Here is a 24,372-nt window from a genome sequence, read left to right as displayed (position 1 = left end):
TTATTTGTCCTTAAAGTACTTTTGTGCGGTCTTCACATCCATCCGCTGCAATGGCTGCGTTGGGGCGGATTCTACCCAGGCTAGCAAGGCCATCTCAGTGTGGGAGTCAACTGCCCACTCGAACTCCCCACGTTTGGTCTCAACGACCAAGATCCTGCGGTTTGATTCCATGAACCTCTGCTCAAAAGTCGTCTGCTCACGACGACCCTTCAGCGCAAATCCACTACGCTCAAACGTCACATCCGGCTTGGGAGACACCGAACGAAGCTGGTAAAAATCGAGAAGATCACCCCGATAACGGATTACACCGTGTCGCCACCCACGAGTATCCCGGGAAGGCATTCGGCGAATCAATACCTGGGTTCCCTGGGCACGCAGGCCGAGGAAGCGCCACAAAGCGAGAAGACTGATCAGCACAAACAGGGCTATGAATAGCCAACCGACAATCTCCATGGCACTCCTCCTTTTGTAAGCATTGTAGTGCACGTGGCAGCAAAAATGCGAAAGCACTTCGGTGGCGTCGAAAAGCCCTGCAATGCAAAGAAGCCCACCAAAAGGCGGGCTTCTTGTTAAGAAAGACTAGGCTTCCTGTGCGCGGCGAACCGCGCGGAGTTCTGCTTCGGCGCGTGCCTTCGAAGATTCATCCACAGCAGCAGTCAGTGCCGACTCGGCTTCAGAGGAGTTGACCTCGTCAGCCCAGATGGCATAGTCAGCCAAAATGGTGACCTTGTCGGTTCCAACCGAAAGGAAACCACCCTGGACGGCAGCGGTAAGCTTGCCGCCGTCCACCGGGCGAATGGTAACGACGCCATTCTCGACCAGCTGGCCAAGCATTGGTTCGTGACCAGGCAGCACGCCGATCTCACCTTCGGTCGTCTGCGCAGTGACGATCTTGGCCTGGCCAGACCACAGCTTGCGCTCGACGGAAACCAATTCAACGGTGATATCAGACATGGCGTGCGCCCCTTACTTCTCGGTGAGCTTCTTGTAGGCAGCTTCGACGTCGTCGAGACCGCCGAGGCCGTTGAATGCCTGCTCTGGGTAGGAGTCGAACTCACCGTTGCAGATACGCTCGAAAGCGTCAATGGTGTGCTCGAGTGGCACGTAAGAACCAGGGATACCGGTGAACTTCTCTGCGACGAAGAAGTTCTGGCCCAGGAAGCGCTCGAGACGACGAGCGCGAGCCACGGTGATCTTGTCCTCTTCAGACAGCTCGTCCATACCAAGGATGGCGATGATGTCCTGGAGTTCCTTGTTCTTCTGCAGAATACGGATCACGCGCTGCGCGATCTCGTAGTGACGCTCACCGACAATACCTGGCTCGAGGATACGAGAGGTAGAGGTCAGTGGGTTCACTGCAGGGTAGATACCCTTGGAAGCGATACCACGGTCAAGTTCCGTGGTGGCGTCCAGGTGGGCGAAGGTGGTTGCAGGAGCTGGGTCGGTGTAGTCGTCGGCAGGGACGTAAACGGCCTGCAGGGACGTAATCGACTTGCCCTTGGTGGAGGTAATGCGCTCCTGGAGAACACCCATCTCGTCAGCCAGGGTTGGCTGGTAACCCACTGCGGAAGGCATACGGCCGAGCAGCGTGGAAACCTCAGAACCAGCCTGGGTGAAGCGGAAGATGTTGTCGATGAAGAGCAGCACGTCCTGGTGCTGAACATCGCGGAAGTACTCCGCCATGGTCAGACCGGACAGAGCCACGCGCATACGGACTCCAGGAGGCTCGTCCATCTGGCCGAACACAAGTGCGGTGTCCTGGAGAACGCCCATCTCTTCCATTTCGAGGAAGAGGTCGGTGCCCTCACGGGTACGCTCGCCAACACCTGCGAAGACGGAGGTACCGGAGAACTCACGTGCAATACGGGTAATCATTTCCTGAATCAGGACGGTCTTACCCACACCTGCACCACCGAACAGGCCGATCTTGCCGCCCTTAACGTAAGGGGTCAGCAGGTCGATGACCTTAATGCCGGTCTCGAGGATCTCGGTCTTACCTTCGAGCTGGTCGAATGGAGGTGGGTCGCGGTGGATACCCCAACGCTCTGCACCTTCGGTCAGCTGTGGATCGTCGAGGCAGTCGCCGAGTGCGTTGAACACGTGGCCCTTAACGATGTCGCCAACTGGGACGGAAATCGGACGACCGGTGTTCTTCACCTCTACGCCGCGAACGAGGCCGTCGGTAGGTGCCATGGAAACGGCACGAACCAGGTTGTCGCCGAGGTGCTGAGCAACCTCGAGGGTAATGGTCTTTGCGACTGCTTCGAGGGTGACCTCAACAGTCAGTGCGTTGAACAGGGCCGGCAGCTCGCCACGCGGGAATTCCACGTCGACGACCGGACCGATGACACGCACGACACGGCCAGAGGCGTATGCGCCTGGCTGTGCGTTCTGCTCTGCAAGAGCTGTAGTCATAATCTAGTCACTTTCTCCGCTTTCGGCGAGCGCACCGGCGCCACCGACGATCTCTGTGATTTCCTGGGTAATTTGAGCCTGACGTGCCTGGTTTGCCACGCGGGAGAGGTCGTTAACCAACGCCGTTGCGTTGTCGGTTGCGGACTTCATTGCGTTTCGACGCGATGCAGATTCAGATGCAGCAGATTCCAGCATCAATGCGTACAGGCTGCGAGACACATACTTTGGCAGAAGTTCTGCCAACAGGGTGTCTGGGTCTGGCTCGAACTCGACATCGGAGTGAATCTCGCCAGGATCAGCGAGAATACCTTCCTTGAAGTCAAGCTCCTCATCTTCGATGACAGGCTCGATTGGCAGCAGCTGGTGAGCCGTTGCAGTCTGGGTCAGCATTGACTCAAACTTGGTGTACACCACGTGAACCTGGTCGAAGCCCTGAATCTCTTCGCCTTCAGCGACATTGAGACCCTCACGGTACTTTGCAGTGCCGTTAGATCCTGCGATGAAGCCGTCGATCAGGTGGCGACGCACGTCGTGCGTGTCCTTGTAGCCCGGGTCCTGAGAGAAGCCGGTCCAAGCACCAGCAACCTCAACACCACGGAACTTGTAGTAACCAACACCCTTGTTGCCGGTCACGTAGGTTACGATCTCGTAACCCTTTTCCTCAAGCAGAGCGCGTAGTTCACGGGTCTTCTTGAAGACGTTGTAGTTGTAACCGCCGGCCATGCCGCGGTCACTGGATACCACCAAGATGGCAGCACGCTTGCCGTTTTCACGTTCACGCAGCATCGGGTGGTCGAGGGTACTCGCCGCAAGCAGAGTCTCCGTAACTTTACGGATTTCATCTGCATACGGCTTGGATGCCTCAACTCGTCCTTGAGCCTTGGTGATTCGCGAAGTTGCGATCAGCTCCTGAGCCTTGGTGATCTTCTTCGTTGACTTGACCGACTTAATGCGGTCGCGAAGTTCGCGAAGATTAGCCATGGTATTTACGCCTCCCTTCTATTGCTCATAAAGTGAATTGTTTGCGAAGTAATTGCTTACTTCTTCACCTTGCGGGAGACGGTCAGCTTCTCCTTGCCGAGGTCGCCCTCGGCAAGAGCGGCTTCCTCAGGCTCGCCGACGACGGGGGTGCCATCGGTGGTCACGAAGATTCGCTTGAAATCCTCGGTACCGGAGATCAGAGCCTGCTTGGACTCGTCGGACAGTGCAGCACCGCCGGCGATCTGCTCGTAGACACCTGCAGCGTGCTGCTTCAGGTAGTCCTGGAGCTCTACTTCGAAGCGACGGACATCTTCGACGGGAACGTTATCGAAGTGGCCTTCGCCAGCCAAGAAGATGGAAACAATCTGGTATTCCACTGGCTGAGGAGAGTTCTCGGACTGCTTGAGCAGCTCGACCAGGCGCTGACCACGCTGCAGCTGAGCCTTGGATGCAGCATCCAGGTCAGAAGCGAACGCAGCGAATGCTTCGAGGTCACGGTAAGAAGCGAGGTCAAGACGCAGGGAACCTGCAACCTTCTTCATACCCTTGGTCTGAGCAGCGCCACCAACACGGGAAACAGACACACCGACGTTAATTGCTGGGCGAACACCCTGGTTGAACAGGTCGGACTCGAGGAAGACCTGGCCGTCGGTAATGGAAATCACGTTGGTAGGAATGAAGGCAGAAACGTCGTTTGCCTTCGTCTCGATGATCGGCAGTGCCGTCATGGAGCCCTTGCCCATGTCGTCGGAAAGCTTTGCAGCACGCTCCAACAGACGGGAGTGCAGGTAGAACACGTCGCCTGGGTATGCTTCGCGGCCTGGTGGGCGGCGCAGCAGCAGGGAAATCGCACGGTAGGCTTCTGCCTGCTTGGTCAGATCATCGTAAATGACCAGGACATGCTTGCCCTGGTACATCCAGTGCTGACCCAGTGCTGCACCTGCGAATGGTGCGAGCCACTTGAAGCCGGCGGAGTCAGAGGCTGGAGCTGCCACGATGGTGGTGTACTCCAGAGCGCCGTGCTCTTCGAGGGTCTTGCGAACTGCGGCAATGGTCGAGCCCTTCTGACCAATAGCGACATAGATGCAGCGAACCTGCTTGTCAACGTCGCCGGACTCCCAGTTTGCCTTCTGGTTCAGGATGGTATCGATGCAGACTGCAGTCTTACCAGTCTTACGGTCACCAATGATCAGCTGGCGCTGACCACGACCGATTGGGGTCATCGCATCGATGGCTTTGATACCGGTTGCCAGTGGTTCTTCGACCGGCTGGCGCTGCAGCACGGAAGGTGCCTGCAGTTCCAGTACGCGATCTTCTTCCTTCTCGATGGCGCCAAGGCCATCGATTGGCATACCCAGTGGGTTCATTACGCGGCCGAGGAATGCATCTCCGACCGGAATGGAAAGGACCTCGCCGGTCCGCTTTACTTCGTCGCCCTCGGTAAGAGTCTCGTAGTTACCCAAAATTACAACGCCGATACGGTCAGTATCGAGGTTCTGTGCGACGCCGATGACGCCGTTCGGGAACTCGAGCAGCTCATTCGCCATAACAGACGGCAGACCAGAAACCTGGGCAATACCGTCAGCTGCCGAAATGACCACGCCGACCTCCTCACGGGAGGCCTCCGGGGAGTAGCTCGAGGTGTAGTTCGCAATCGCGCTACGGATCTCATCGGAGGAGATCGTCAGCTCCGCCATGTTCTTCCTGCTCTCGGTTGTTTCTTCCAGCAATTTATGTCTTCTATTAGTCGTGTTTAGACGAGGCTCGTGCGGAGCTTCTCGAGCTTGCCCGAGGTGCTTCCGTCGATTACTTCGTCGCCAACGCGGATGACCAGTCCACCGAGGAGGCTGGGATCAACCTCAGTGTGGATGCTCATCTCACGACCGTAAATTCGGCTCAGTTTGGCTGCCAGTTGATCAGCCTGAATCGCGTCCAGTGGCTCCGCCGAGGCGACTACTGCAACTTCCTTGCCACGCAGCGCAGCTGCGGTACCGGCAAGGGCTACCAGGTCGTCGATTGGGTTTGCCTCTGCGCGTCCGACTGCCTGCTTAGCCAGCGTCTCCGTAACGGCAGTTACCTTGCCGTAGAGAACATTGGCCAAAAGCTCGCGCTTGCGGTCAGCCTTCGTGTTGCGGTCTCCCAATAGCTGTGCCAACTGTGGCTCATCCTTGAGGATGCGGCCAAGGCTGAAGAGTTCATCTTCAACCTGGTTCAGCTGGCCCTGCTTTTCAGCAGAGCGAAGCAGGGCGCGGCGGCCCAGCTCTACGAGTCCCGTACGGAACTCGCGGGGAGTAGACCAGATGAGTTTGGCTGCTTCGACGGCCAGGTCCAGAGTCATCTGGGAAACCTTTCCATCGAAGACAGCACGCATCAGGCCCGAACGCTGCTCAGCGGTGACAGACGAATCTGCCACAGCGACACGCAAGCCACGGTCGCCGTCAAGAACCTCAACGATGCTAAACAATTCAGCACCGGTTTGGGATGCAGCTGCGATCGCCTGGTCAGAGTTCTGGATCCACTGATCCAGAGTCTGTCCGGTCTTCGTCAGTGCTTCGCGGCTAGCTGCGTGCATGTCGCCTACTTTCCGGCCGGAGCCACAGTGTCGAGCTCGGACAGGAACTTATCGATCGTTCCGGAACGCTTAACGTTGTCGGACAGCTGCTCGCCGATGAGGCGCTCAGCCAGATTGATGGAGTTCTGGCCCATTTCTTGACGCAGTTCACTGACAACCTGCTGGCGCTGTGCTTCGAGCTGCTTTTCGCCTGCTGCAATGATGCGGTTGCTGTTTTCAACAGCCTCTGCCTGCATTTCAGCGATGATCTGCTTGCCCTTTTCACGGGCTTCTTCACGGATCTGAGCAGCCTCGGCGCGAGCCTCAGCGAGCTGTGCATTGTACTTTTCAAGGGCAGCCTTTGCCTCGGCCTGTGCAGCCTCTGCGCGCTGGATGCCCCCCTTGATCCGGTCCTCACGCTCAGCCAGGACCTCCTGGAACTTCGGCAGTACGAGCTTGCCGAAGATGAACAGGACGACGAAGAGCGGAATGAGGGACCAGACGATGTCGTATGGAGCCGGAAGAAGTGCGGAGTTGCCCTTTTCGAGAGGCAGTCCACCTCCCTCGGCCGCGAGATAAGTGATGACGTTCGTCATAATCCTTGTGCTTTCTATAGCTATCGAAGTCTGTTGCTATTAAACAAGGATGAAGCCGGCGACAAGGCCGATCAGGGCGAGAGCTTCAACGAAAGCGATGCCCAGGAACATGGTGGTACGGAGCTGGCCGGCCATCTCTGGCTGGCGTGCCATGCCCTCGAGAGCCTTACCAACGAGGATGCCGATGCCGAGGCCTGGGCCGATGGTAGCGATGCCGTAGCCGATGGTGGCGATGTTACCGGTCATGCCAGCAGCGTCCTGAGCGAGGATCAGTTCGTTCATTGTTGTCGTTCCCTTTCTGGGTGCTTCCGAGATTTTCTCGAGAAGCGAATGGTATGTGTTGATTTTCAGAAGGTGTGGAGCTCTTGCGAGCCCCGCGGGGTTAGTGTTCGTCTGCGTGCAGCGACAGCTCGATGTAGACGGCAACCAGCAGGGCAAAAATGTATGCCTGCAGGAAGACGACCAGAATCTCGAACAGCGTGAACGCAATCGCGGCCAGGATGGTCACGGCGGACATTGCGGTCCAGCCATTGAACTGCCAGAAGAAGAAGTTCGTGGCAGAAAACAGCAGTACCAGAATGACGTGACCAGCCAGCATGTTCGCCATGAGACGCAAGGTCAGCGTGGCAGGTCGCATGATGAACGTTGAGAAGAACTCAAGAGGAACCACCAGGATGTGAAGCAGTGGTGGCAGGTTTGGAATGACCACGGAGGACTTCATGTACTTGAAGAAGCCGTAGCGCTTGGCGCCGGCGTAGATGAAGACAACGTAGCCGAACAGTGCCAGTACGAGAGGCATACCAATACGTACGTTTGGCGAGATGTTCAAACCAGGAATGACGGTCGGCGCATTCATGAAGAGGACCAGGAAGAAGATGGTCGCGATAACCGGAAGGAACCGACGACCCTCCTTCTTTCCAAGGATGTCCTCGGCGATGTGGATACGCACGAAGTCAAGGCAGAGTTCTGCAAAGTTCTGCATGCCAGAAGGGATGAGCTTCGGGCTTCGCATTGCGATAACGAAAAAGACCGCGAGGATGAGAGTCATCAGAAGACGAATCAGCATCAGACGATCAAGTACGAACCAGTTGTTGGCGATATCGGTGAGCCACAGGCCCACGACATTTCCGTCACTAGTCACATGCCCCGGGAAAAGTTCATGGTCCAGATTAGGTGCGTGAAACTCACCCTTCATGGACAAAGTTGTAACGCTCAGCGTTCTCTCCCGTGTTCGGGCCGCTTTTTCGGAAAAGCGGTGCGATGGAGGTCTAAAAATCTGTCCCGATTCACTTTGGACTCCGTCGCACATCATCAAAGTGAACCTGCGGAGAAACCACCAGTCGCTTCCCCGCATTCGAAATGCCATGCGGATCATGATGGAGGTTGCCCGTTAAGCACACTAGCAGGACTGATCGAGTTTTACCCAAGTTAAGTGGGGGGTAGTTATATCCTTTTCCCACCCAAATAAAGAAAGAGTCAGTGACCGGGGATTTCGCCAGTTGTAAGGTGAATCACAACTATGGAAGTTCGACATATTCGGGGGTACAAAAACAACGGTTTATTGAACGTAGGTGACCTTGGTGGTGATGACGCCCCACACCTCACTGGCGAGCACGACAACCAGCGCGAGAACCACGGTCACGACAAAAGCGAGACGATCATAAAAATCCTGACCGCGCAGAATGAACAGCACAAACAGCAGAATGATGATTTTGAACAGCCAACTGCCAAGCACGACAGCACCAGTCGTCGCTGCAGTGGTATTGGAGGTTGCCAGAACACTCAGCACTGTCAGGAGCATGAAGCCGCCGCCTATCGACGCGCCGAGCGCTACCCCCCATATGCCGGGAAGGTCTCGCATTGCACCCCACACCGCGAGGGAAATGATGGTGGCCACGATCAGGCTGATCCAGCCGTACTTCAGTGCGCGCAGCAATGGGCGCTTATGGTCGTCATACTCACTTTTCACGGGTGCTACCCTACCGCACTCGTGATCGACGCAGCGGGATGACGGTCCACACAATCGCCAGCGCAATACCGATGCCGATGCCAATCAACGCGACCCGAGCCGGGAATACGGTGAAGCCCACAGCCCCGAAAGCAACAACGGTAACCCAACCATACAAAACCAGCACGACATGTCGATGCGAATGCCCCAGAGCTAGCAACCGGTGATGCAGGTGCATCTTGTCAGCTGTGAACGGCGACTGCCCCTTGGACAATCGGCGGACGATCGCCATGACCAGATCCAAGGTCGGCACAAAAACCGCCGCGACAACGACGATGATCGGCGACATGACGGCCACGATGTCCGCAGCGCCATAAAGACTCATGTTGATCTTGCCGGAAGCCGAGGTCGCCGCAGCAGCAAGCATCAGGCCGATGAGCATCGAGCCGGAATCCCCCATGAAGATGCGGGCGGGCTCAAAGTTGTGCGGCAGGAAACCAAAGCACATCCCGACGAGTGCCGCGGCAATGATGGCCGGCGGATAGGCGGAGACAGTGCCCCCTTGGTCGTAGAGGACGGTCAGCGAAAATGCCAGGATCGCCAGGGCCGCGATCATCCCAAGCCCAGCGGCCAGACCGTCCAGGCCGTCGACAAAGTTAATCGCATTGATCAGCATGACCGTGAACACCGTTGTCAAGACAGTAGACTGGACTTGGTCGAGCACGAGCGTCGTGCCGCCGTCGACAGGCAAGTACAACAGGGTCCAGGACAGGCCCAACAGACTCATCACAACCGCACCGGCGAGCTGCCCGAACAGCTTGGTGACGGCATCGAGTTCGAAGATGTCATCGAGCACGCCCACTAACACGATGATGAACCCGGCCCACACCACCGCATCCATTTCTGGGGTAACTGGTTTGAATCCTCGAGTGAGCGCAGGCAGCTGCCCAGCAAGATAGACCGCTGACAAGAATCCGGAAAACATCGCTACCCCGCCCAGGCGTGGCTTGGGCACGGTATGGACATCACGTTCGCGGATTTCGGAAAGCTTCCCAAAGCGCACCATGATGTACCGAATAATTCCGGTGGTCAGGAAAGTTACCGCTGCTGCGACGACGATGACCAGTGCAATCTCTCGCAGCGGTACGCCCACTGCCCCGGTTCCCATTGCTAGCGCAGGCTCTCTGGTTCCACTCCCAAAACTTCGGCAATCTCTGCCGCGGTGATGGCGCCTTCGCGGAGTAGCTTTGGATGCTCGCCGGAGAGATCCACGATGGACGATGGCTTGCCCACCGCGCACTCGCCACCATCGAGGTAGACGTTAACCGCGTTCCCCAACTGCTGCTTCGCGGCGATCGCTGTGGTCGGTGGAGTGCTGCCGGAGATATTTGCCGAGGACACTGCCATCGGGCCCGTCTCACGCAGCAGCTCGATGGCTACTGGGTGCAGTGGCATGCGGAGCATGACGGTGCCGCGGGTATCGCCAAGATTCCACGTCAGCGAAGGCGCCTGCGGGACGACGATAGACAGTCCACCAGGCCAGAATGCCTCCACCAGAGTGCGAGCTTGGTCGGAATAGGTGTGGACCAGCCCTTGGATGGTGTCCCAGGAGCCAACTAGTACCGGCACGGGCATATCTGGACCACGATGCTTAGTCTGGAGCAGCGAAGCTACCGCGTGGTTATCGAAGGCGTCACAGCCGAGTCCGTACAAGGTGTCCGTCGGGAGTACGACGAGCCGACCCGAGCGCACAGCATCTGTGGCGGCCCTCAGGCCAAGTGCGCGGGTTGCTGGATCCTGACAGTCGTAAATTCGGCTCACTAGTGTCTCCTTTGGTCTAGTTAATCAAACGAATAGCTTACTCGGAAGTCTTCACAGCGGTGACGTAGCGATCTCGTCCCGCAAAATCCTGATGCGAGGTGATCTCTCCAAAGCAATGTTGCTGAGCCAACACGGCGCAAACAAGATCGGCGGTCGAATCATCGTGTTCGATGGATAGTACTCCCCCTACGCGCAGCATACGCGCCGCGATAGGAACCATTTTCTCGATAACATCCATGCCCGTGCCACCACTAAAGACAGCGTGGTGCGGGTCGGCCTGGACCTCAGGCTCAATGGGAGTGCCTTCGGGAACATACGGTGGGTTCGAGACCACAGCGTCGGCTGTGCCCTGCAAGTCTGGCAGGAGCTGCGGGTCGGTAGCATCACCGGCGACCACGGTCACGCCCAGGCCCAAATCGGCCACGTTCTTCAGAGCCCACTGTCTAGCGGCCTCATCCAACTCCACCGCGGTCACTTGGGCTTCGGGAATCAACGACGCAATGTAGCAGGCCAGCGTGCCACTGCCGGTACAAAGATCGACCACGCGAGGCTTTTCGACGCCCATCCCCCGCAGCCTCTCGACCGTCCACGCCCCCACCAGTTCAGTTTCCGGCCGGGGCACAAAAACCCCGGGGCCAACTTGGAGGTCAAGGTGTCCCATAGGAGCGGTACCGAGAATGTGTTGAAGTGGTTCGCGTTGGGCCCTGCGCTGCACGAGTTCCTCGAAGAGAAGTGGCAATGCCTCTTGATCGTGCAGGATGAGCTCCATGGGTTCGCACCCGAGAACGTGTGCGGCGAGGATCCGGGCGTCGTTAAGCGGCGAAGCCACCCCCGCGGTTGCGAGAGTGGCTGCTGCTTGTCTGATGGATGTCATTACTCAGCTTCGAGGCGGGCGGCGCGGTCTGCAGCTTGGAGCGCGGAGAACAGGTCGTCCATGTCACCGTTCAGTACGGAGTCCAAGTTGTTGGACTTGTAGTTGATGCGGTGGTCGGAGATGCGGTTTTCCGGCCAGTTGTACGTGCGGATGCGCTCGGAGCGGTCCATGGTGCGCACCTGGGCGGCGCGACCTTCGGCGGCTTCTGCATCGGCAGCTTCTTCTTGCAAAGCTTGCAGACGCGCTGCCAGAACCTGCATCGCGCGAGCCTTGTTCTGAATCTGAGAGCGTTCCTTCTGACAGGTCACAACCAAACCCGTTGGCAGGTGCGTCAGGCGCACTGCGGAGTCCGTGGTGTTCACGCCCTGGCCGCCCTTACCGGAGGAACGGTAGACGTCAACACGAAGATCCTTCTCATCGATCTCGACGTCTTCCACTTCATCCGGTTCCGGATATACCAATACACCTGCGGCCGAGGTCTGGATGCGTCCTTGCGATTCGGTCACAGGGATGCGCTGCACGCGGTGCACGCCACCTTCGAACTTGAAGACGCTCCAGGCACCATCGCGAGACGGAGTCTTGGACTTGATAGACAAGGTGATGTCCTTGACTCCACCGAGATCGGATTCTGCCAAGCCGAGAATTTCAGTGGAAAAACCGTGCTTCTCGCAGTACTTCTGGTACATCTTCAGCAGGTCGCCAGCGAAGAGTGCTGCTTCTTCGCCACCAGCACCGGCCTTGATCTCCATCACGATGTCTTCCGAATCGTGTGGGTCACGTGGCGCGAGCAGGTCGGTGAGCTGCTCTTCCAGCTCGAGCACGCGTGGCTCCAGCCGGTCAACCTCTGGCTGGAAGTCGTGGTCTTCATAGGCCAGTTCTTTCGCCTCAGCGAGGTCTTCCTTGGCTTGCTTCAGCTCACGATAAACATTGATGACTGGCTGGAGCTCCGAGTAGCGCTTTCCGGCTTTGCGCACCCGCGCAGGATCGTTGGCAAACTCCGGATCCTGCATCTGGGCCTCTAGGCCTTGGTACTCAGAGAGGATGTCATCAACAACTGAAACTTCAGATGCCATTAGGAGTATTCCTCCTCATCGCTAGCATCTGCTGCCATCGGAGCCGAGGACGCAACCTGCATGAGGAATTCGCCGTTGGACTTCGTCTTCTTCAGCTGCTTGATCAGCAAGTCGATCGCCTGCTGGTTATCCAGCGCAGAGAGGATGCGACGCAGCTTGTGCATAATGCGGGCTTCTTCTGGAACCAGGAGCAGCTCGTCCTTACGGGTGCCAGATGGATTAACATCCACGGCTGGGAAGACGCGACGCTCGGAGATCTTACGGTCCAGCTTGAGCTCGGCATTGCCGGTGCCCTTGAACTCTTCGAAGATCACGGTATCGCCGGCGGAGCCAGTCTCGACCATAGCGGTGGCAATGATCGTCAGGGAGCCACCGTTTTCGATGTTGCGGGCAGCACCGAGGAAGCGCTTTGGTGGGTAGAGCGCGTTGGAGTCCACACCGCCGGACAGGATACGACCGGATGCTGGGGAGCTGTTGTTGTAGGCACGGCCCAGACGGGTGATGGAGTCAAGCAACACGACAACATCCTGCCCCTGCTCTACCAGGCGCTTTGCACGCTCGATGGCGAGTTCCGCCACCGCGGTGTGCTCTCCTGGTGGGCGGTCGAAGGTAGAAGCAATGACTTCACCCTTCACGCTGCGCTGCATGTCCGTGACTTCTTCCGGACGCTCATCTACCAGGACGACCATGAGGTAGCACTCAGGGTTGTTGGTAGCGATCGCGTTGGCAATGTTCTGCAGGATCGTGGTCTTACCGGCCTTAGGCGGGGAGACGATCAGGGCGCGCTGGCCCTTACCAATCGGCATGATCAGGTCGATCACACGGGTGGTCAGGATCTTTGGATCCGTTTCTAGGCGCAGGCGCTGGTTCGGGTACAGCGGAGTCAGCTTGGCAAAATCGGGACGATTGCGAGCTTCTTCCACAGGCTTTCCGTTGACGGAATCCACGCGCACGAGGGCGTTGTACTTCTGGCGGCCACGGTTGCCTCCCTGGTGGCCCTGGCCATCACGAGGCATTTTCACCTGGCCAGTGATAGCGTCGCCGCGACGCAGGCCGAACTTGCGGATCATCTGCTGGGTGACAAAAACGTCGGCAGGGCCAGCCTGGTAGCCGGTCGTGCGAACGAAGGAGACGTTGTTGTCCACAATGTCGAGGATGCCGCCTACCGGCTGCAAAACGTCGTCTTCGCGGATTTCATCGTTGTTGTCGCGAGAATCGCGAGAATCGCGTGGTTCGCGGTTGTCGCGGTCACGGCGGCCACGGCCACGCTCACGACGGTTGCGACGGCCACGACGGTCGCCACGATCTCCCCGATCGCCGCGGTCGGAGTTACCTTCGCCGTGGTTCCCCTCGCTCTGGGAGTCAGAACGATCCTGGTCGTCAGACCTATTGTCGCGCCTTGGCTCAGACTTCGACTCGTGAGAGCGCTGGGACTCATTGGCCTCGTGGCGCTCGTTGTCTGACGCCTGATCGCCCTGAGACTCCTCGCGTGGCGTGTCCTCGCGCTGGTGGTCCTCACGATGGTTGTCATCACGCTGAGCTGAACGGGCGCGGTTGCGACGTGCGCGACGTGCAGCAGAGCGAGACTCATACTTGTTCTCGTTCTGGTTGCCGGATTCCTCGGAGTTTTCCTGTGCAGAATCTTCCGTTGCTACTGCGGCCTGCTGTGGCTCAGACGCTGCGGCCTCAGAGGTCTTGACAGCTGCGCGACGACGACGCGGAGCGCGGGTCTCAGAGACCTCGGCGGTTTCGGCTACTTCTGGTGCCGGTGCAGGTGCTGGCTCCTGCTTCGCTGGAGCTGAGTTAGCTGGTGCGGACTTGCCACCTGATTGAATGGCGGCGATCAGTTCCGACTTTCGCAATCCGGAGATCCCTCGAATGCCTCGTTCTTCTGCGATCTTACGAAGTTCTGGCATACGGAGTGCGACGAGATTGATGGGAGCGCCGTCGTTTTGTGCGGCGCTGTCTGCTTGAGTCACAGAGGTCCTTTCGCGCTTCACCAGTAGTTCTTACCGTTCTGTTTTAGGTAAGCCTGGCAGCATCTGTGGATTTCATTGTTGGGTGCATGGCACCTAAAGATGACGCAGGTGACGAAGAATGTGATTCTCGCCGAATCCGGCGTCGCAGTAGATCAAGGGAAGCCGACCCGCTGCCGTTACTGCACGCGAGATTTTTCAAAAACAATCGGTGCGCGCTAGCGGGATCAATGTCGGTTCACAGGCAAGTGTAGCGCATACTTTCGCAAATGCTCACATTGACCGGGGCTTAAGTCGCCGCGTTTCATAGTACGAGGCGCATTTCTCACAGCTAGAGTAGTACTCATGCTGAGCACGATGCAGGACATCCCGCTGTTGGTTTCTAGAATTCTCACTTTCGCAGAATCCGTACACAGTGAAACAACGGTGACCACCTGGACTGACGAGGGGCCGACCCAGCAGACTTTCGCCGCCATCGGCGCACGGACAGCCGGGGTCGCACACGCACTCGATGATGTGCTCGGAATTTCGGGCGACCAGCGCGTGGGAACACTGCTGAATAACCGCAGCGAGCATCTTGAAGTGATGTTCGCCGTGATGTGCAAGGGCGCCGTGTTTACTCCGCTGAATAAGCAACTCATGGGCGACCAAATTCAGCACATTATCAATCACTCCGAGATGGAAGTGATCTTTGTTGAACCTCGGCTTGCCCCGATTCTCTGGCCGCTCCTCGAACACTGCCCGAAGGTCCGCGCGGTGGTGGGTACGGGTTTGACCGCACTTGATCGTGGCTCGTTGCCGGAGCACATCGAGTTGTATTCGCTGGAGGCGCTTCTCGACGGCCGTCCCACCGCCTACCCTTGGCCGGAGCTCGACGAACGCACCGCCGCCGCTATCTGTTATTCCACGGGCACGACGGGCGCTCCGAAGGGCGTTGCCTATTCTCATCGCTCGTTGTACTTGCAGACGCTGAGCCTGCGCACCACAGATTCCATGGGCATTTCGCATGGCGATCCTTTCCTGTGCTGCATTCCGATTTATCACGTCTTGTCCTGGGGCGTGCCCATGGCCGCGTTCATGTCGGGCACTCCCCTCGTCTTCCCTGGTGCGGAAACCTCGTCGGCTGGCTTGGCGGAGATCATCGCCAAGACCCACCCACGCGTGGCCCACGGCGTACCAACCATTTGGATTTCGCTGATGGTCCACTATCTGTCCAATCCTCCCGAGCGGATGAGTTTGCAGGAGATCTTTGTCGGCGGTTCTCCGGTGCCGCCGGTGTTGATCAAGCTGTGGGAGGAACGCTACGGCGTGGACATTGTCCACGTGTGGGGTATGACGGAAACCTCCACGGTCGCAACGGTGGCCCGTCCGCCTCGTGGCGTTTCGGGTGCTCAGCGTTGGCAGTACCGCATTAGTCAGGGTCGCTTTCCAGCGTCTGTGCAGTATCGGGTAGTCAATGATGGCCAGGTTATGGCCTCGTCCGACACGAACCAGGGCGAAATCCAGGTGCGTGGCCCCTGGGTCACGGGCCGGTACTATCACTCGTCGGCGGAAGAAGGCCAAGGGCCGGCTTCGGTGTTCCGTAACCAGCAGGTGGAGGATGCGGCAGAGCTGTTCACCGAGGACGGTTGGTTGCGCACCGGCGATGTTGGCTCGGTTACCGCAGATGGTTTCTTGACTGTCGAAGACCGCGCACGCGATGTCATTCGCTCTGGCGGCGAGTGGATTTACTCAGTTCAGCTCGAGAACTTGGTTATGGAGCACCCCGATGTGGTCGAGTCCGCCGTGATCGGCTTCCCCGATGACAAGTGGGGTGAACGACCGCTGGCCGTCACCGTTCTTCATGAGGGAATTGAGCGCAACAAGGCAACCGCCGAGCGACTCCGTGATTCGCTGCGTGAAAAGCTACCCCGTTGGATGCTGCCTGAATACTGGGCGTTCGTTGATTCGATCGACAAGACCTCAGTGAACAAGTTCGATAAAAAGGACCTTCGCAGCCACCTTGCCGACGGCCACTTCCACGTCATCAAGCTGGTGGGACCAGGCGAAGGCAAGAAGGCTTAGGAGTACTCGACGCCAGCCACGATCGGCAGATCGAGCACCCGCAGTCCGGCGGCCACAGCGTCCGCGCGAAGCGATGCCGGGAATTCATCCGTGTGCAGCGCAAGCGCCGTTGGCCCCGCGCCGGAGACGAAGGCAGCCAGCCCAGCTTCCCTCATGCGTTCGACCCATTCAGTGGTCACCGGTAGCGCCGTCGCACGGTACGTCTGATGAAGACGGTCCTTGGTCGCTTCCATGAGCAGGCTCGGATCGTGCTGTACGGCATACGTAAACAGCGCGGCACGGGAAACATTGAACCGGGCGTCGATATGCGGTACCGATGCGGGCAGCAGTTTGCGCACCTCATTGGTGGAGGCATGGACCGACGGCACCAACGCAGTCGCCCGCAAGCTTGGGTGTGGGGCCAGCGACACGGCTTTGAACTCAGTCTCACCGTCGGTGCTTTCCGTCCAGGACACCACCACGCCACCGAGTACGGAGGCGGAAGAATTGTCCGGGTGGCCTTCGAACGTCGCTGACAGGTGTACCATTTGTTCGTCGCTGAGCACGCGACCGGCCAAGGCGTTGGCGAGTGCGACACCGCCGACGGCAGCCGAGGCAGAGGAACCGAGACCACGCGATTGCGGGATTCGGTTCACACAGTGCACTCGAAGCCCGGGAGCAGAGACGCCAGCTTCGGCCAGGCCGAGGTGGATTGCTCGAATGACCAGGTGCTTTTCCGTGCGGGGAAGTACCTCGGCGCCCTCGCCTTCGATCGTCAGCTCAAGGCCAGAGTCGATGACTTCGGCGGTGAGGTCGTCGTAGAGCCCCAAGGCAAGGCCGAGGGTGTCAAAGCCTGGGCCAAGGTTCGCCGACGATGCAGGCACCCGGATACTTGCCGAGGTGCCAATCGGAAGCTCGCGCATTACTTCAGTCCCAGTGCCTCAACAACTGCAGCTGGATCGACCTCGATCGGGTGCGGCTCAGACATGGAGAGCAGCGCGGTGTCTGGGTCCTTCAGGCCATTGCCGGTGACGGTGCAGACAACGGTCTGACCAGGCTCAAGCCAGCCATCCTCGTGAGCAGCCAGTACGCCCGCGACGGAGGCTGCGGAAGCAGGCTCCACGAATACGCCTTCCTTCGCAGCGATCAGGCGGTATGCCTCGAGAATCTTCTCATCGGTGGCAGCGTGGAAGCGACCGTTAGACTCTTCCTTCGCGTTCATTGCGCCGTTCCAGGAAGCTGGGTTACCAATGCGGATCGCGGTAGCGATGGTCTCTGGTTCCAGTACTGGCGCACCATTGACCAGCGGCGCAGCACCTGCAGCCTGGGTGCCCAGCATGCGTGGCAGCTTGGTGGACTTACCGGCAGCCTGGAATTCCTTGTAACCCTTCCAGTACGCCGTGATGTTGCCGGCGTTGCCAACAGGAAGTGCGTGGATGTCTGGCGCATCGCCCAGGACATCGATGATTTCGAAGGACGCGGTCTTCTGGCCCTCGATACGCATTGGGTTGACGGAGTTGACCAGGGCAATCTCCGGGTACTCGGCGCACGTCTTTTGAACCAGTTCGAGGCAATCGTCGAAGTTGCCCTTGACCTGGATGATGTCAGCGCCGTACATCACGGCCTGGGCGAGCTTGCCCATGGCAATCTTGCCTTCTGGGATGAGCACACAGCACTTGATGCCGGCACGAGCAGCAAAGGCAGCGGCAGAAGCAGAAGTGTTGCCGGTGGAGGCACACATCAAGACCTTCTTGCCCTGGTGCACGGCATCGGTGACAGCAACGGTCATGCCGCGGTCCTTGAAGGAACCGGTTGGGTTTGCGCCCTCGACCTTGAGGTAGACCTCGCACCCGGTGAGCTCGGAGAGGTAGTTGGCCTTGATCAGCGGGGTGGCACCTTCGAGCAGAGTGACGGACTTGACGTCGTCGCCAAATGGCATGTACTCACGGTATTCGTCGATCAGGCCCTGCCAGCCACGGTGAATTGCGTTCATTCTTACTCACTCTCCAGTCGGATTACGCTGTTTACAGACTTTACTTCGTCCATGGCCTTCAACTTTTCTACTACCCCCGCAAGGTCGCGCTCAGGGGCGTGGTGCGTGACCACGATCAGGCGTGCATTGTCGCCCTTTTCCTCCTGGCGCACCGTGCGCAGGGAAATACCAGCGCCTGAGAACTGGTCTGCGATGCGCGCCAGCACACCGAGCTGATCATCGACATCCATGTCCACGTGGTAACGGGTTTCGACCTCGCCGAAGTCTGCGATCTCCAAGTTTGCGTAGGTGGAAGCGCCTGGGGCGCGGCCACCGTGCACCTTGTTGCGGGCGGCGCCCACCAGGTCACCGAGGACAGCGGAAGCGGTCGGAGCGCCACCAGCGCCATTGCCGTAGAACATCAGGCGACCAGCAGCTTCAGCTTCGACGAAGATGGCGTTGAACGACTGAGATACCGAAGCCAGCGGATGTTCACGCGGGATCAAGGTTGGGTGCACGCGGGCGCTGACCTTGTCTCCATTGCGCTCACAAATGGCCAGCAACTTAATCGTCTGGCCAGCCTTCTTGGCAGCGTTGATGTCATCGGCAGTGATCTTGGAAATGCCCTCACAGTAGACATCATCCGCGGTCACCCGGGTGTGGAAGGCCAACGATGCGAGGATGGCTGCCTTGGAAGCAGCATCGTGGCCTTCGACGTCAGCGGTTGGGTCGGCCTCGGCGTAGCCCAGGCGAGTTGCCTCGGCCAGCATGTCATCGTAAGAAGCACCAGTGGAGTCCATGGCATCCAAGATGAAGTTCGTGGTGCCGTTCACGATGCCCTTGACCGCGACCACGCGGTCGCCGGCGAGCGAACGGCGCAGCGGGCCGATGACCGGGATGGCCGCAGCAACTGCTGCCTCGTAGTAGAGGTCCACGCCGGCGCGGTCTGCGGCGTCGTCAAGCTCTGCGGAGTGGGCGGCGACCAGCGCTTTGTTCGCGGTGATCACAGACTTGCCGGCGTTAAGAGCGGCGAGCACGAGCTGGCGCGGGTAGTCGATGCCACCGATGACCTCGACAACGATATCCACGTCATCGCGCTCGATGAGGGACATGGCGTCGGTGGTCATCAGGTGCGCAGCTGGGGAATCTTTGTGCTTTTCAAGATCGGAAACGGCAACGCCCTTGATGTCAAGGGTGCCTCCGATGCGGTGAGTCAGATCCTCAGAGTATTCGCCGATGAGTCGGAGCACTTCGCTGCCGACGGTGCCGTGGCCCAAAACGGCCACACCGACCGAACGATGGTCCTGCTGTGACTTGTCACTCATTGGATCTCCTCTAGCAATTAAGAAGTGTGAATAATTTCCATATTATTGCAGATTATTCGCAACTCCACCAAGGCTACCCCTCTAGAGCGAGGATGTCCGCCAAGGTTTCGCGGCGCAACATCAGCTTCGAGCGTCCGCCTCGGACCGAAACCACCGCGGGGCGTCCGAACTGGTTGTACCGAGAGGACATGGCGTAGCAGTATGCGCCGGTAGCCGCGAGAGCAAACAAGTCTCCGGTGGCGATGTCGGATGGATAAAGTTCATCGTCAATGAGGATGTCGCCAGATTCACAGTGGCTGCCGACCACGCGGGTGGCGGTCGGATCGCCGTCAACGAAGCGATTGACCACGCGGCCGTCGTACTTCGCCCCGTACAGCGCCGGGCGGATATTATCACTCATGCCACCATCGACAGAAACGTAACGGCGGGTCTGTTCGTCGGTGACGTGTACATCCTTGAGCATGCCCACTTCGTACACGGTCACGGCAGACGGCCCGGCGATTGCTCGGCCTGGCTCAACCATGACGTTCGGCGTTGGCAGGCCCAGGTTGGCAGCGAATTTGCCGACCTTGGTGATCAGATCATGCGCAACTTCCGCCACGTTGAGGGGCTGCTCATCAGCGGTGTAGGCGATGCCGTACCCACCGCCGAGGTCGAGGACGGTGAAGGAATCGAAGAGTTCGCGACCGAACTTTTCATGCAACTGACCAACCAGGCCAAGCACGCGCTCTGCGGCCAGGGCGAAGCCGTCCGCATCAAAGACCTGGGAGCCGACGTGGCAGTGCAGGCCCAGCAGCTCGAGGTTTTCTGCGTTGATGGCAGCGGAGGCAGCGTCAAATGCGGAGCCGGAGGCCAAGGAGAAACCGAACTTCTGGTCCTCATGGGCGGTGGCAATCATTTCGTGGGTGTGTGCTTCTACTCCGGGTTTGACGCGAACGAGCACCTTTTGCACCATATTGTTCTTGGCAGCAATGAGGTCGAGCATTTCCAGCTCAGCGGCGTTATCGAGCACAACGGCGCCCACGCCTGCGGTGACGCACTGGGTCAGGAAAGCGCCAGATTTGTTGTTGCCATGCACGGTAATGCGCGCTGCGGGGAAACCCGCGGCAAGTGCGATTCCCAGCTCATTGACGGAGGCAACGTCCAAACTTAGGCCTTCTTCGTCCACCCACCGGGCAATGGTCTTATTCAAGAATGCCTTGGAAGCGTAATGCACGTGGTCGGCGCCGAAAGCGGCGGCCATGTCGCGACAACGCGAGCGGAAATCGTCTTCGTCCACGACGAACAGCGGAGTGCCATATTCTTCAACCAGGTCCGGCAGAGCTACGCCACCAATGGTGACGATGCCGTCTTCCTCGCGACGCGCAGTACGAGGCCATACGTGAGCTGGGAGTTCGTTGAAGGTCATTACATCTTCTCCGGTGCGTCAATGCCGACGAGGGTCAGCGCGTTGGCCAGGGTCTGTCGAGTCGCCGCTGCAAGTGCGAGGCGGGCGCCGTGAATTGCTTCCTGCTCCTCCCCCGCCTTTGGCAGGATCTGGCAAGAATCGTAGAAACGGTGGAAGCTTCCCGCAAGTTCTTCGGCAAAGCGTGCGACGCGGTGTGGTTCGCGGAGTTCAGCGGCCGTCTTCACGATCGCCGGGAACTCACCCAAGGTGCGGATGAGGTCGCCTTCACGCTCGTGCTCGAGCAGCGAAAGGTCGGCTCCTTCGTAGGTGACGCCGAGTTCGGCAGCCTTGCGCGCGATGGAGCACAGGCGGGCGTAGCCGTACTGGACGTAGTACACCGGGTTATCGCTGCTTTGCGACGCCCACAGGTCCATATCGATGTCCAAGGAAGAATCCACAGACGAGCGAATCATGGAGTAACGAGCGGCATCCACGCCGACCATTTCCACGAGGTCATCCAGCGTGATGACGGTACCGGCACGCTTGGACATCTTGACGGTCTTGCCGTCACGCACCAAGTTCACCATTTGACCGATCAAAACCTCAACGGCAGCCGGGTTGTACCCCAGTGCTGCTGCCGATGCCTTCAACCGAGCAATGTAGCCGTGGTGATCGGCTCCCAGCATATAAATGCACAGGTCGTGGCCCCGCTCGATTTTGTCCGCTACGTAAGCGATATCACCGGCGATGTAGGCGGCGTTGCCGTCAGACTTGATGACGACGCGGTCCTTCTCATCACCGAATTCGGACGCGCGCAGCCACCACGCTCCTTCGTTTTCGTAAAGGTTGCCATTGGACTTGAGGGCCTCAATGGCTTTGTCTACGGCGCCGGACTCGAAGAGCGAGTTTTCGTGGAAGTACACATCGAAATCGGTGCCGAACTCGTGCAGGGAATTCTTAATGTGGGTGAACATCATTTCCACGCCCTGGGCGCGGAAAGTTTCCTGCATCTGTGCATCGTCCTGATCGAGTACGCCAGGGTTGTCTTTCACCACGGCGGCAGCGATGTCGTTGATGTATTCGCCGGCGTAGCCATCCTGCGGGGTCGGCTCGCCCTTTGCTGCAGCCATCAGCGAGAGCGCAAAGCGGTTGATCTGCTCGCCATGGTCGTTGAAGTAGTACTCACGGGTGACTTTCGCGCCGCTTGCGGTCAGGACGCGACCAAGGGAGTCGCCAACAGCTGCCCAACGGGTGCCGCCAAGGTGAATCGGGCCAGTCGGGTTAGCCGAGACAAACTCGAGATTCACGCGCAGGCCCTGGTAGGCGTCATTGCTGCCGTACTTCTCGCCAGCGTCCAAGATTGCCTGGACAATCCCACCCTGTGCGGCCGCCGCGAGGCGGATATTCAGGAAGCCTGGGCCTGCGATATCAGCGACGTCGATGGCGTCGTTGTTCGCCAGTGCCTGTGCCAACCAAGTGGCAAGTTCTCGTGGGTTAGTGCCCACCTTCTTAGCAATCTGCAGCGCCAGATTCGTGGCGTAATCACCGTGCTCCGGGTTACGAGGTCGCTCAACCACAACCTCGTCGGGCAACACAGAAGTGTCCAAGCCTTTTTCGGCGAGAACTTCTGTGGCGGTGGTCTTGATAAGAGTACTTAGGTCTGCAGGAGTCACGGTGGATAATCCTAGTGCACTCGCCTGAGGCTCTCAGAATTCCCTAGGGATTAGGCATGGTTATCGCAGAATTTAAGCAAGAATAAAGACCACTACGCACATGAATGCCAGAAGCCCCAGAGAGAAACCAATGATAGCGCGCATAATTTCCGCTTCGCCGTGATCCATTTTCGCTGCTGCGGCTGCGATTGCGACGGTCTGTGGCGAGAGCATCTTGCCGGTCACAGCTCCAGCGGCGTTGGCAGAGACCAACAACGTTGGGTCTGCGCCGATGTGTTCGGCGGTGCTGGCCTGCATGGTGGCGAACAGCGCATTGGACGAGGTCGCCGAGCCCGTCACCGCGGTTCCGATCCACCCCAACATTGGGGAAAGCAGTGGGAAGATCGCTCCGGTTGTCGCAAGGACGGCGCCGATGGCGGTGGTTTGGCCGGAGTAATTCATCACGTACGCCAGGCCCATGACCAAGGCGATGGTGAGGAAACTGAATTTCATGCGACCGAGGCCGTCGATAAGCTCGCGGATTCCGGCAGCGAAGGTGAAGGCGCGGTCGGCGCGCGCATACACCAGCGTCGTGATCAACCCGCAGATCAGCAGCAGCGTGCCCGGGCCGGACAACCAGTTAAAAGTAAACAGGGTGCCGTTGGAATGAATGTGGCCATGCAGCCCCGGCCAAGGGATTTTAATGTCGGTGCTGGCGAGCAGGGCCGGTACGTTCACTCCGACGCGCCAGAGCTTTGCGACTCCAAAGACCACGACAACCAGTAGATAAGGAAACAGCGCCAGAACCGACTGCTGCGGGGTGAGCGGGCCGCCAGCGACTTCGGATCGCTGCTCCTCAGGGGTGGTTGGCGCCCAGAACTTCAGGAATGCGATACCAACTACGAGCGAGGCGAGGCTCGCGACAACGTTGGTGAGCTCGTAGGTGAGATAGTTGGATGCGATGAACTGGCCGCCGCCGAAGGTGAGTCCCAAGATGAGGGCGATCGGCCAGATGTGTTTGAATCCGCGCACGCCGTCGAGCACAAAGCACAGAACAAAGGGCACCACTGTGGCAAGGATGCCCATGAGGAGGCCTGTGGTGGCGGCGACGTCGTGCAGGGGGCGTTCGGAGAGGATGCTGGCGGTGGTGACTGGGATGGCCATGGCACCGAAGGCGACGGGCGCAGTGTTGGCGATCAACGTGGTCAGCACTGCTTTGATGGGTTTGAGGCCGATGGCCAGCAGCATCGCGGTGACGATCGCAATCGGCGCCCCAAATCCTGCCAATGCTTCGAGCAGACCGCCGAAGGAAAAGGCGACGAGCATCGCTTGGACGCGCTGATCGCCACGGCCGAGCGTGGCAAAGATCTGGCGCAGATCGTCGAATCGATGAGCTCGCACGGTGAGGTCATAGGTCCACACCGCCATCCAGATGATGAAAACGATCGGGAAGAGGCCAAAGACGATGCCTTCGGTCATGGAAAGCAACGCGAGATCCACGGGCATCCGGAATCCCGCTATGGCAACTAGTAGAGCTATCAGCAGCGACAACGCCGCCGAAGTATGGGCCTTTAGCTTGAAAACCATGAGGCACACGAAAAACGCTAGCAATGGTGAAAGTCCCGCAAGCGCGGAGAGGGGCAAGCTTCCCGCAACGGCGTTGAGGGCGGGCTCAAACATTTCAATCTGTGACATTTCCCAAATCCAAACAATTGTATGTGGTGTTTGACATCCGAAAAGCAACATCTCTAACCCACA

General features: G+C 58.7%; 22 protein-coding genes. 1 reads left to right on the top strand and 21 read right to left on the bottom strand.

All coding sequences use genetic code 11. From position 1 onward, the window contains the following. The 15 genes from CKALI_RS04480 to rho all read right to left on the bottom strand — a co-directional run bounded on the left by CKALI_RS04480 (window position 1) and on the right by rho (window position 14,238). Entirely contained in the window at window positions 1-453 is a 453-nt protein-coding gene (locus CKALI_RS04480; RefSeq protein ID WP_156192158.1) for a DUF2550 domain-containing protein, read from the bottom strand. A gap of 126 nt (window positions 454-579) precedes the next feature. Further along, window positions 580-954: a F0F1 ATP synthase subunit epsilon gene (locus CKALI_RS04475; protein ID WP_156192157.1), complete on the bottom strand. Its 375-nt coding sequence runs from the start codon at window positions 952-954 to the stop codon at window positions 580-582. Window positions 955-966: 12 nt separating this feature from the next. Further along, the gene (gene atpD, locus CKALI_RS04470) at window positions 967-2,415 is read right to left on the bottom strand and encodes a F0F1 ATP synthase subunit beta (RefSeq protein ID WP_156192156.1); all 1,449 of its coding nucleotides are present in this window, start codon (window positions 2,413-2,415) and stop codon (window positions 967-969) included. A gap of 3 nt (window positions 2,416-2,418) precedes the next feature. Further along, the gene (locus CKALI_RS04465; RefSeq protein ID WP_156192155.1) at window positions 2,419-3,396 is read right to left on the bottom strand and encodes a F0F1 ATP synthase subunit gamma; all 978 of its coding nucleotides are present in this window, start codon (window positions 3,394-3,396) and stop codon (window positions 2,419-2,421) included. Between the two features lie 56 nt (window positions 3,397-3,452). Beyond that, entirely contained in the window at window positions 3,453-5,093 is a 1,641-nt protein-coding gene (gene atpA / locus CKALI_RS04460) for a F0F1 ATP synthase subunit alpha (RefSeq protein ID WP_156192154.1), read from the bottom strand. 56 nt (window positions 5,094-5,149) lie between these two features. Next, window positions 5,150-5,968 (bottom strand): F0F1 ATP synthase subunit delta, encoded by an 819-nt coding sequence (locus tag CKALI_RS04455; protein WP_156192153.1) that lies wholly within the window; start codon window positions 5,966-5,968, stop codon window positions 5,150-5,152. Window positions 5,969-5,973: 5 nt separating this feature from the next. Then, window positions 5,974-6,543, bottom strand: a complete 570-nt coding sequence (locus CKALI_RS04450) for a F0F1 ATP synthase subunit B (protein WP_156192152.1) — start codon at window positions 6,541-6,543, stop codon at window positions 5,974-5,976. A 39-nt stretch (window positions 6,544-6,582) separates the two neighbouring features. Then, window positions 6,583-6,825, bottom strand: coding sequence for an ATP synthase F0 subunit C (locus CKALI_RS04445; protein ID WP_156192151.1), 243 nt, complete (start codon window positions 6,823-6,825; stop codon window positions 6,583-6,585). A 100-nt stretch (window positions 6,826-6,925) separates the two neighbouring features. Then, window positions 6,926-7,738, bottom strand: a complete 813-nt coding sequence (atpB, locus tag CKALI_RS04440; RefSeq protein WP_156192150.1) for a F0F1 ATP synthase subunit A — start codon at window positions 7,736-7,738, stop codon at window positions 6,926-6,928. A 363-nt stretch (window positions 7,739-8,101) separates the two neighbouring features. Then, window positions 8,102-8,512, bottom strand: coding sequence for a hypothetical protein (locus CKALI_RS04435; RefSeq protein WP_156192149.1), 411 nt, complete (start codon window positions 8,510-8,512; stop codon window positions 8,102-8,104). 10 nt (window positions 8,513-8,522) lie between these two features. Next, window positions 8,523-9,659 carry an MraY family glycosyltransferase gene (locus tag CKALI_RS04430; protein WP_156192148.1) on the bottom strand — a complete coding sequence of 379 codons (1,137 nt, stop codon included), beginning with the start codon at window positions 9,657-9,659 and terminating at the stop codon, window positions 8,523-8,525. Window positions 9,660-9,661: 2 nt separating this feature from the next. Beyond that, the gene (locus CKALI_RS04425; RefSeq protein WP_156192147.1) at window positions 9,662-10,312 is read right to left on the bottom strand and encodes an L-threonylcarbamoyladenylate synthase; all 651 of its coding nucleotides are present in this window, start codon (window positions 10,310-10,312) and stop codon (window positions 9,662-9,664) included. Window positions 10,313-10,349: 37 nt separating this feature from the next. Then, window positions 10,350-11,186, bottom strand: coding sequence for a peptide chain release factor N(5)-glutamine methyltransferase (prmC, locus tag CKALI_RS04420; protein ID WP_156192146.1), 837 nt, complete (start codon window positions 11,184-11,186; stop codon window positions 10,350-10,352). Next, window positions 11,186-12,259, bottom strand: a complete 1,074-nt coding sequence (gene prfA / locus CKALI_RS04415) for a peptide chain release factor 1 (RefSeq protein ID WP_156192145.1) — start codon at window positions 12,257-12,259, stop codon at window positions 11,186-11,188. The genes prmC and prfA overlap by 1 nt, the downstream gene beginning before the upstream one ends. Further along, complete coding sequence (rho, locus tag CKALI_RS04410) at window positions 12,259-14,238, bottom strand: transcription termination factor Rho (RefSeq protein WP_197079767.1); 1,980 nt, start codon at window positions 14,236-14,238, stop codon at window positions 12,259-12,261. The genes prfA and rho overlap by 1 nt, the downstream gene beginning before the upstream one ends. A gap of 342 nt (window positions 14,239-14,580) precedes the next feature. On the opposite strand from rho, the gene CKALI_RS04405 reads away from it, so the two are divergent. Beyond that, window positions 14,581-16,299: a long-chain fatty-acid--CoA ligase gene (locus tag CKALI_RS04405; protein WP_156192143.1), complete on the top strand. Its 1,719-nt coding sequence runs from the start codon at window positions 14,581-14,583 to the stop codon at window positions 16,297-16,299. Here CKALI_RS04405 and thrB read toward each other — a convergent pair. From thrB to CKALI_RS04375, 6 genes are all read right to left on the bottom strand, one after another. After that, window positions 16,296-17,201: a homoserine kinase gene (gene thrB / locus CKALI_RS04400; protein ID WP_156192142.1), complete on the bottom strand. Its 906-nt coding sequence runs from the start codon at window positions 17,199-17,201 to the stop codon at window positions 16,296-16,298. The genes CKALI_RS04405 and thrB overlap by 4 nt on opposite strands. Continuing rightward, on the bottom strand, window positions 17,201-18,271 hold the full coding sequence (gene thrC / locus CKALI_RS04395) for a threonine synthase (protein WP_156192141.1): 1,071 nt from the start codon (window positions 18,269-18,271) through the stop codon (window positions 17,201-17,203). The genes thrB and thrC overlap by 1 nt, the downstream gene beginning before the upstream one ends. A gap of 2 nt (window positions 18,272-18,273) precedes the next feature. Next, window positions 18,274-19,575, bottom strand: a complete 1,302-nt coding sequence (locus CKALI_RS04390) for a homoserine dehydrogenase (protein ID WP_156192140.1) — start codon at window positions 19,573-19,575, stop codon at window positions 18,274-18,276. A 73-nt stretch (window positions 19,576-19,648) separates the two neighbouring features. Further along, entirely contained in the window at window positions 19,649-20,983 is a 1,335-nt protein-coding gene (gene lysA, locus CKALI_RS04385) for a diaminopimelate decarboxylase (protein WP_156192139.1), read from the bottom strand. Continuing rightward, window positions 20,983-22,635, bottom strand: coding sequence for an arginine--tRNA ligase (argS, locus tag CKALI_RS04380; RefSeq protein ID WP_156192138.1), 1,653 nt, complete (start codon window positions 22,633-22,635; stop codon window positions 20,983-20,985). The genes lysA and argS overlap by 1 nt, the downstream gene beginning before the upstream one ends. Window positions 22,636-22,707: 72 nt before the next feature. Continuing rightward, entirely contained in the window at window positions 22,708-24,294 is a 1,587-nt protein-coding gene (locus tag CKALI_RS04375) for an L-lactate permease (RefSeq protein ID WP_156193653.1), read from the bottom strand. Between the last annotated feature and the right edge of the window lie 78 nt (window positions 24,295-24,372).

The organism is Corynebacterium kalinowskii, from assembly GCF_009734385.1.
GTDB classification, from domain to species: domain Bacteria; phylum Actinomycetota; class Actinomycetes; order Mycobacteriales; family Mycobacteriaceae; genus Corynebacterium; species Corynebacterium kalinowskii.
The sequence above is the reverse complement of the archived record's forward strand: the minus strand, read 5'-3'. Positions and strand labels throughout refer to the sequence as shown.

Bases quoted from the DNA above. Each gene is read 5' to 3' on its own strand.
- thrC (WP_156192141.1), bottom strand. From the start codon at position 18,271: ATGAACGCAATTCACCGTGGCTGGCAGGGCCTGATCGACGAATACCGT.
- atpA (WP_156192154.1), bottom strand. From the start codon at position 5,093: ATGGCGGAGCTGACGATCTCCTCCGATGAGATCCGTAGCGCGATTGCG.
- CKALI_RS04455 (WP_156192153.1), bottom strand. From the start codon at position 5,968: ATGCACGCAGCTAGCCGCGAAGCACTGACGAAGACCGGACAGACTCTG.
- prmC (WP_156192146.1), bottom strand. From the start codon at position 11,186: ATGACATCCATCAGACAAGCAGCAGCCACTCTCGCAACCGCGGGGGTG.
- CKALI_RS04390 (WP_156192140.1), bottom strand. From the start codon at position 19,575: ATGAGTGACAAGTCACAGCAGGACCATCGTTCGGTCGGTGTGGCCGTT.
- atpB (WP_156192150.1), bottom strand. From the start codon at position 7,738: ATGAAGGGTGAGTTTCACGCACCTAATCTGGACCATGAACTTTTCCCG.
- CKALI_RS04430 (WP_156192148.1), bottom strand. From the start codon at position 9,659: ATGGGAACCGGGGCAGTGGGCGTACCGCTGCGAGAGATTGCACTGGTC.
- CKALI_RS04375 (WP_156193653.1), bottom strand. From the start codon at position 24,294: ATGTTTGAGCCCGCCCTCAACGCCGTTGCGGGAAGCTTGCCCCTCTCC.
- CKALI_RS04405 (WP_156192143.1), top strand. From the start codon at position 14,581: ATGCTGAGCACGATGCAGGACATCCCGCTGTTGGTTTCTAGAATTCTC.
- lysA (WP_156192139.1), bottom strand. From the start codon at position 20,983: ATGACCTTCAACGAACTCCCAGCTCACGTATGGCCTCGTACTGCGCGT.
- CKALI_RS04445 (WP_156192151.1), bottom strand. From the start codon at position 6,825: ATGAACGAACTGATCCTCGCTCAGGACGCTGCTGGCATGACCGGTAAC.
- CKALI_RS04465 (WP_156192155.1), bottom strand. From the start codon at position 3,396: ATGGCTAATCTTCGCGAACTTCGCGACCGCATTAAGTCGGTCAAGTCA.
- atpD (WP_156192156.1), bottom strand. From the start codon at position 2,415: ATGACTACAGCTCTTGCAGAGCAGAACGCACAGCCAGGCGCATACGCC.
- thrB (WP_156192142.1), bottom strand. From the start codon at position 17,201: ATGCGCGAGCTTCCGATTGGCACCTCGGCAAGTATCCGGGTGCCTGCA.
- prfA (WP_156192145.1), bottom strand. From the start codon at position 12,259: ATGGCATCTGAAGTTTCAGTTGTTGATGACATCCTCTCTGAGTACCAA.
- CKALI_RS04480 (WP_156192158.1), bottom strand. From the start codon at position 453: ATGGAGATTGTCGGTTGGCTATTCATAGCCCTGTTTGTGCTGATCAGT.
- CKALI_RS04475 (WP_156192157.1), bottom strand. From the start codon at position 954: ATGTCTGATATCACCGTTGAATTGGTTTCCGTCGAGCGCAAGCTGTGG.
- CKALI_RS04450 (WP_156192152.1), bottom strand. From the start codon at position 6,543: ATGACGAACGTCATCACTTATCTCGCGGCCGAGGGAGGTGGACTGCCT.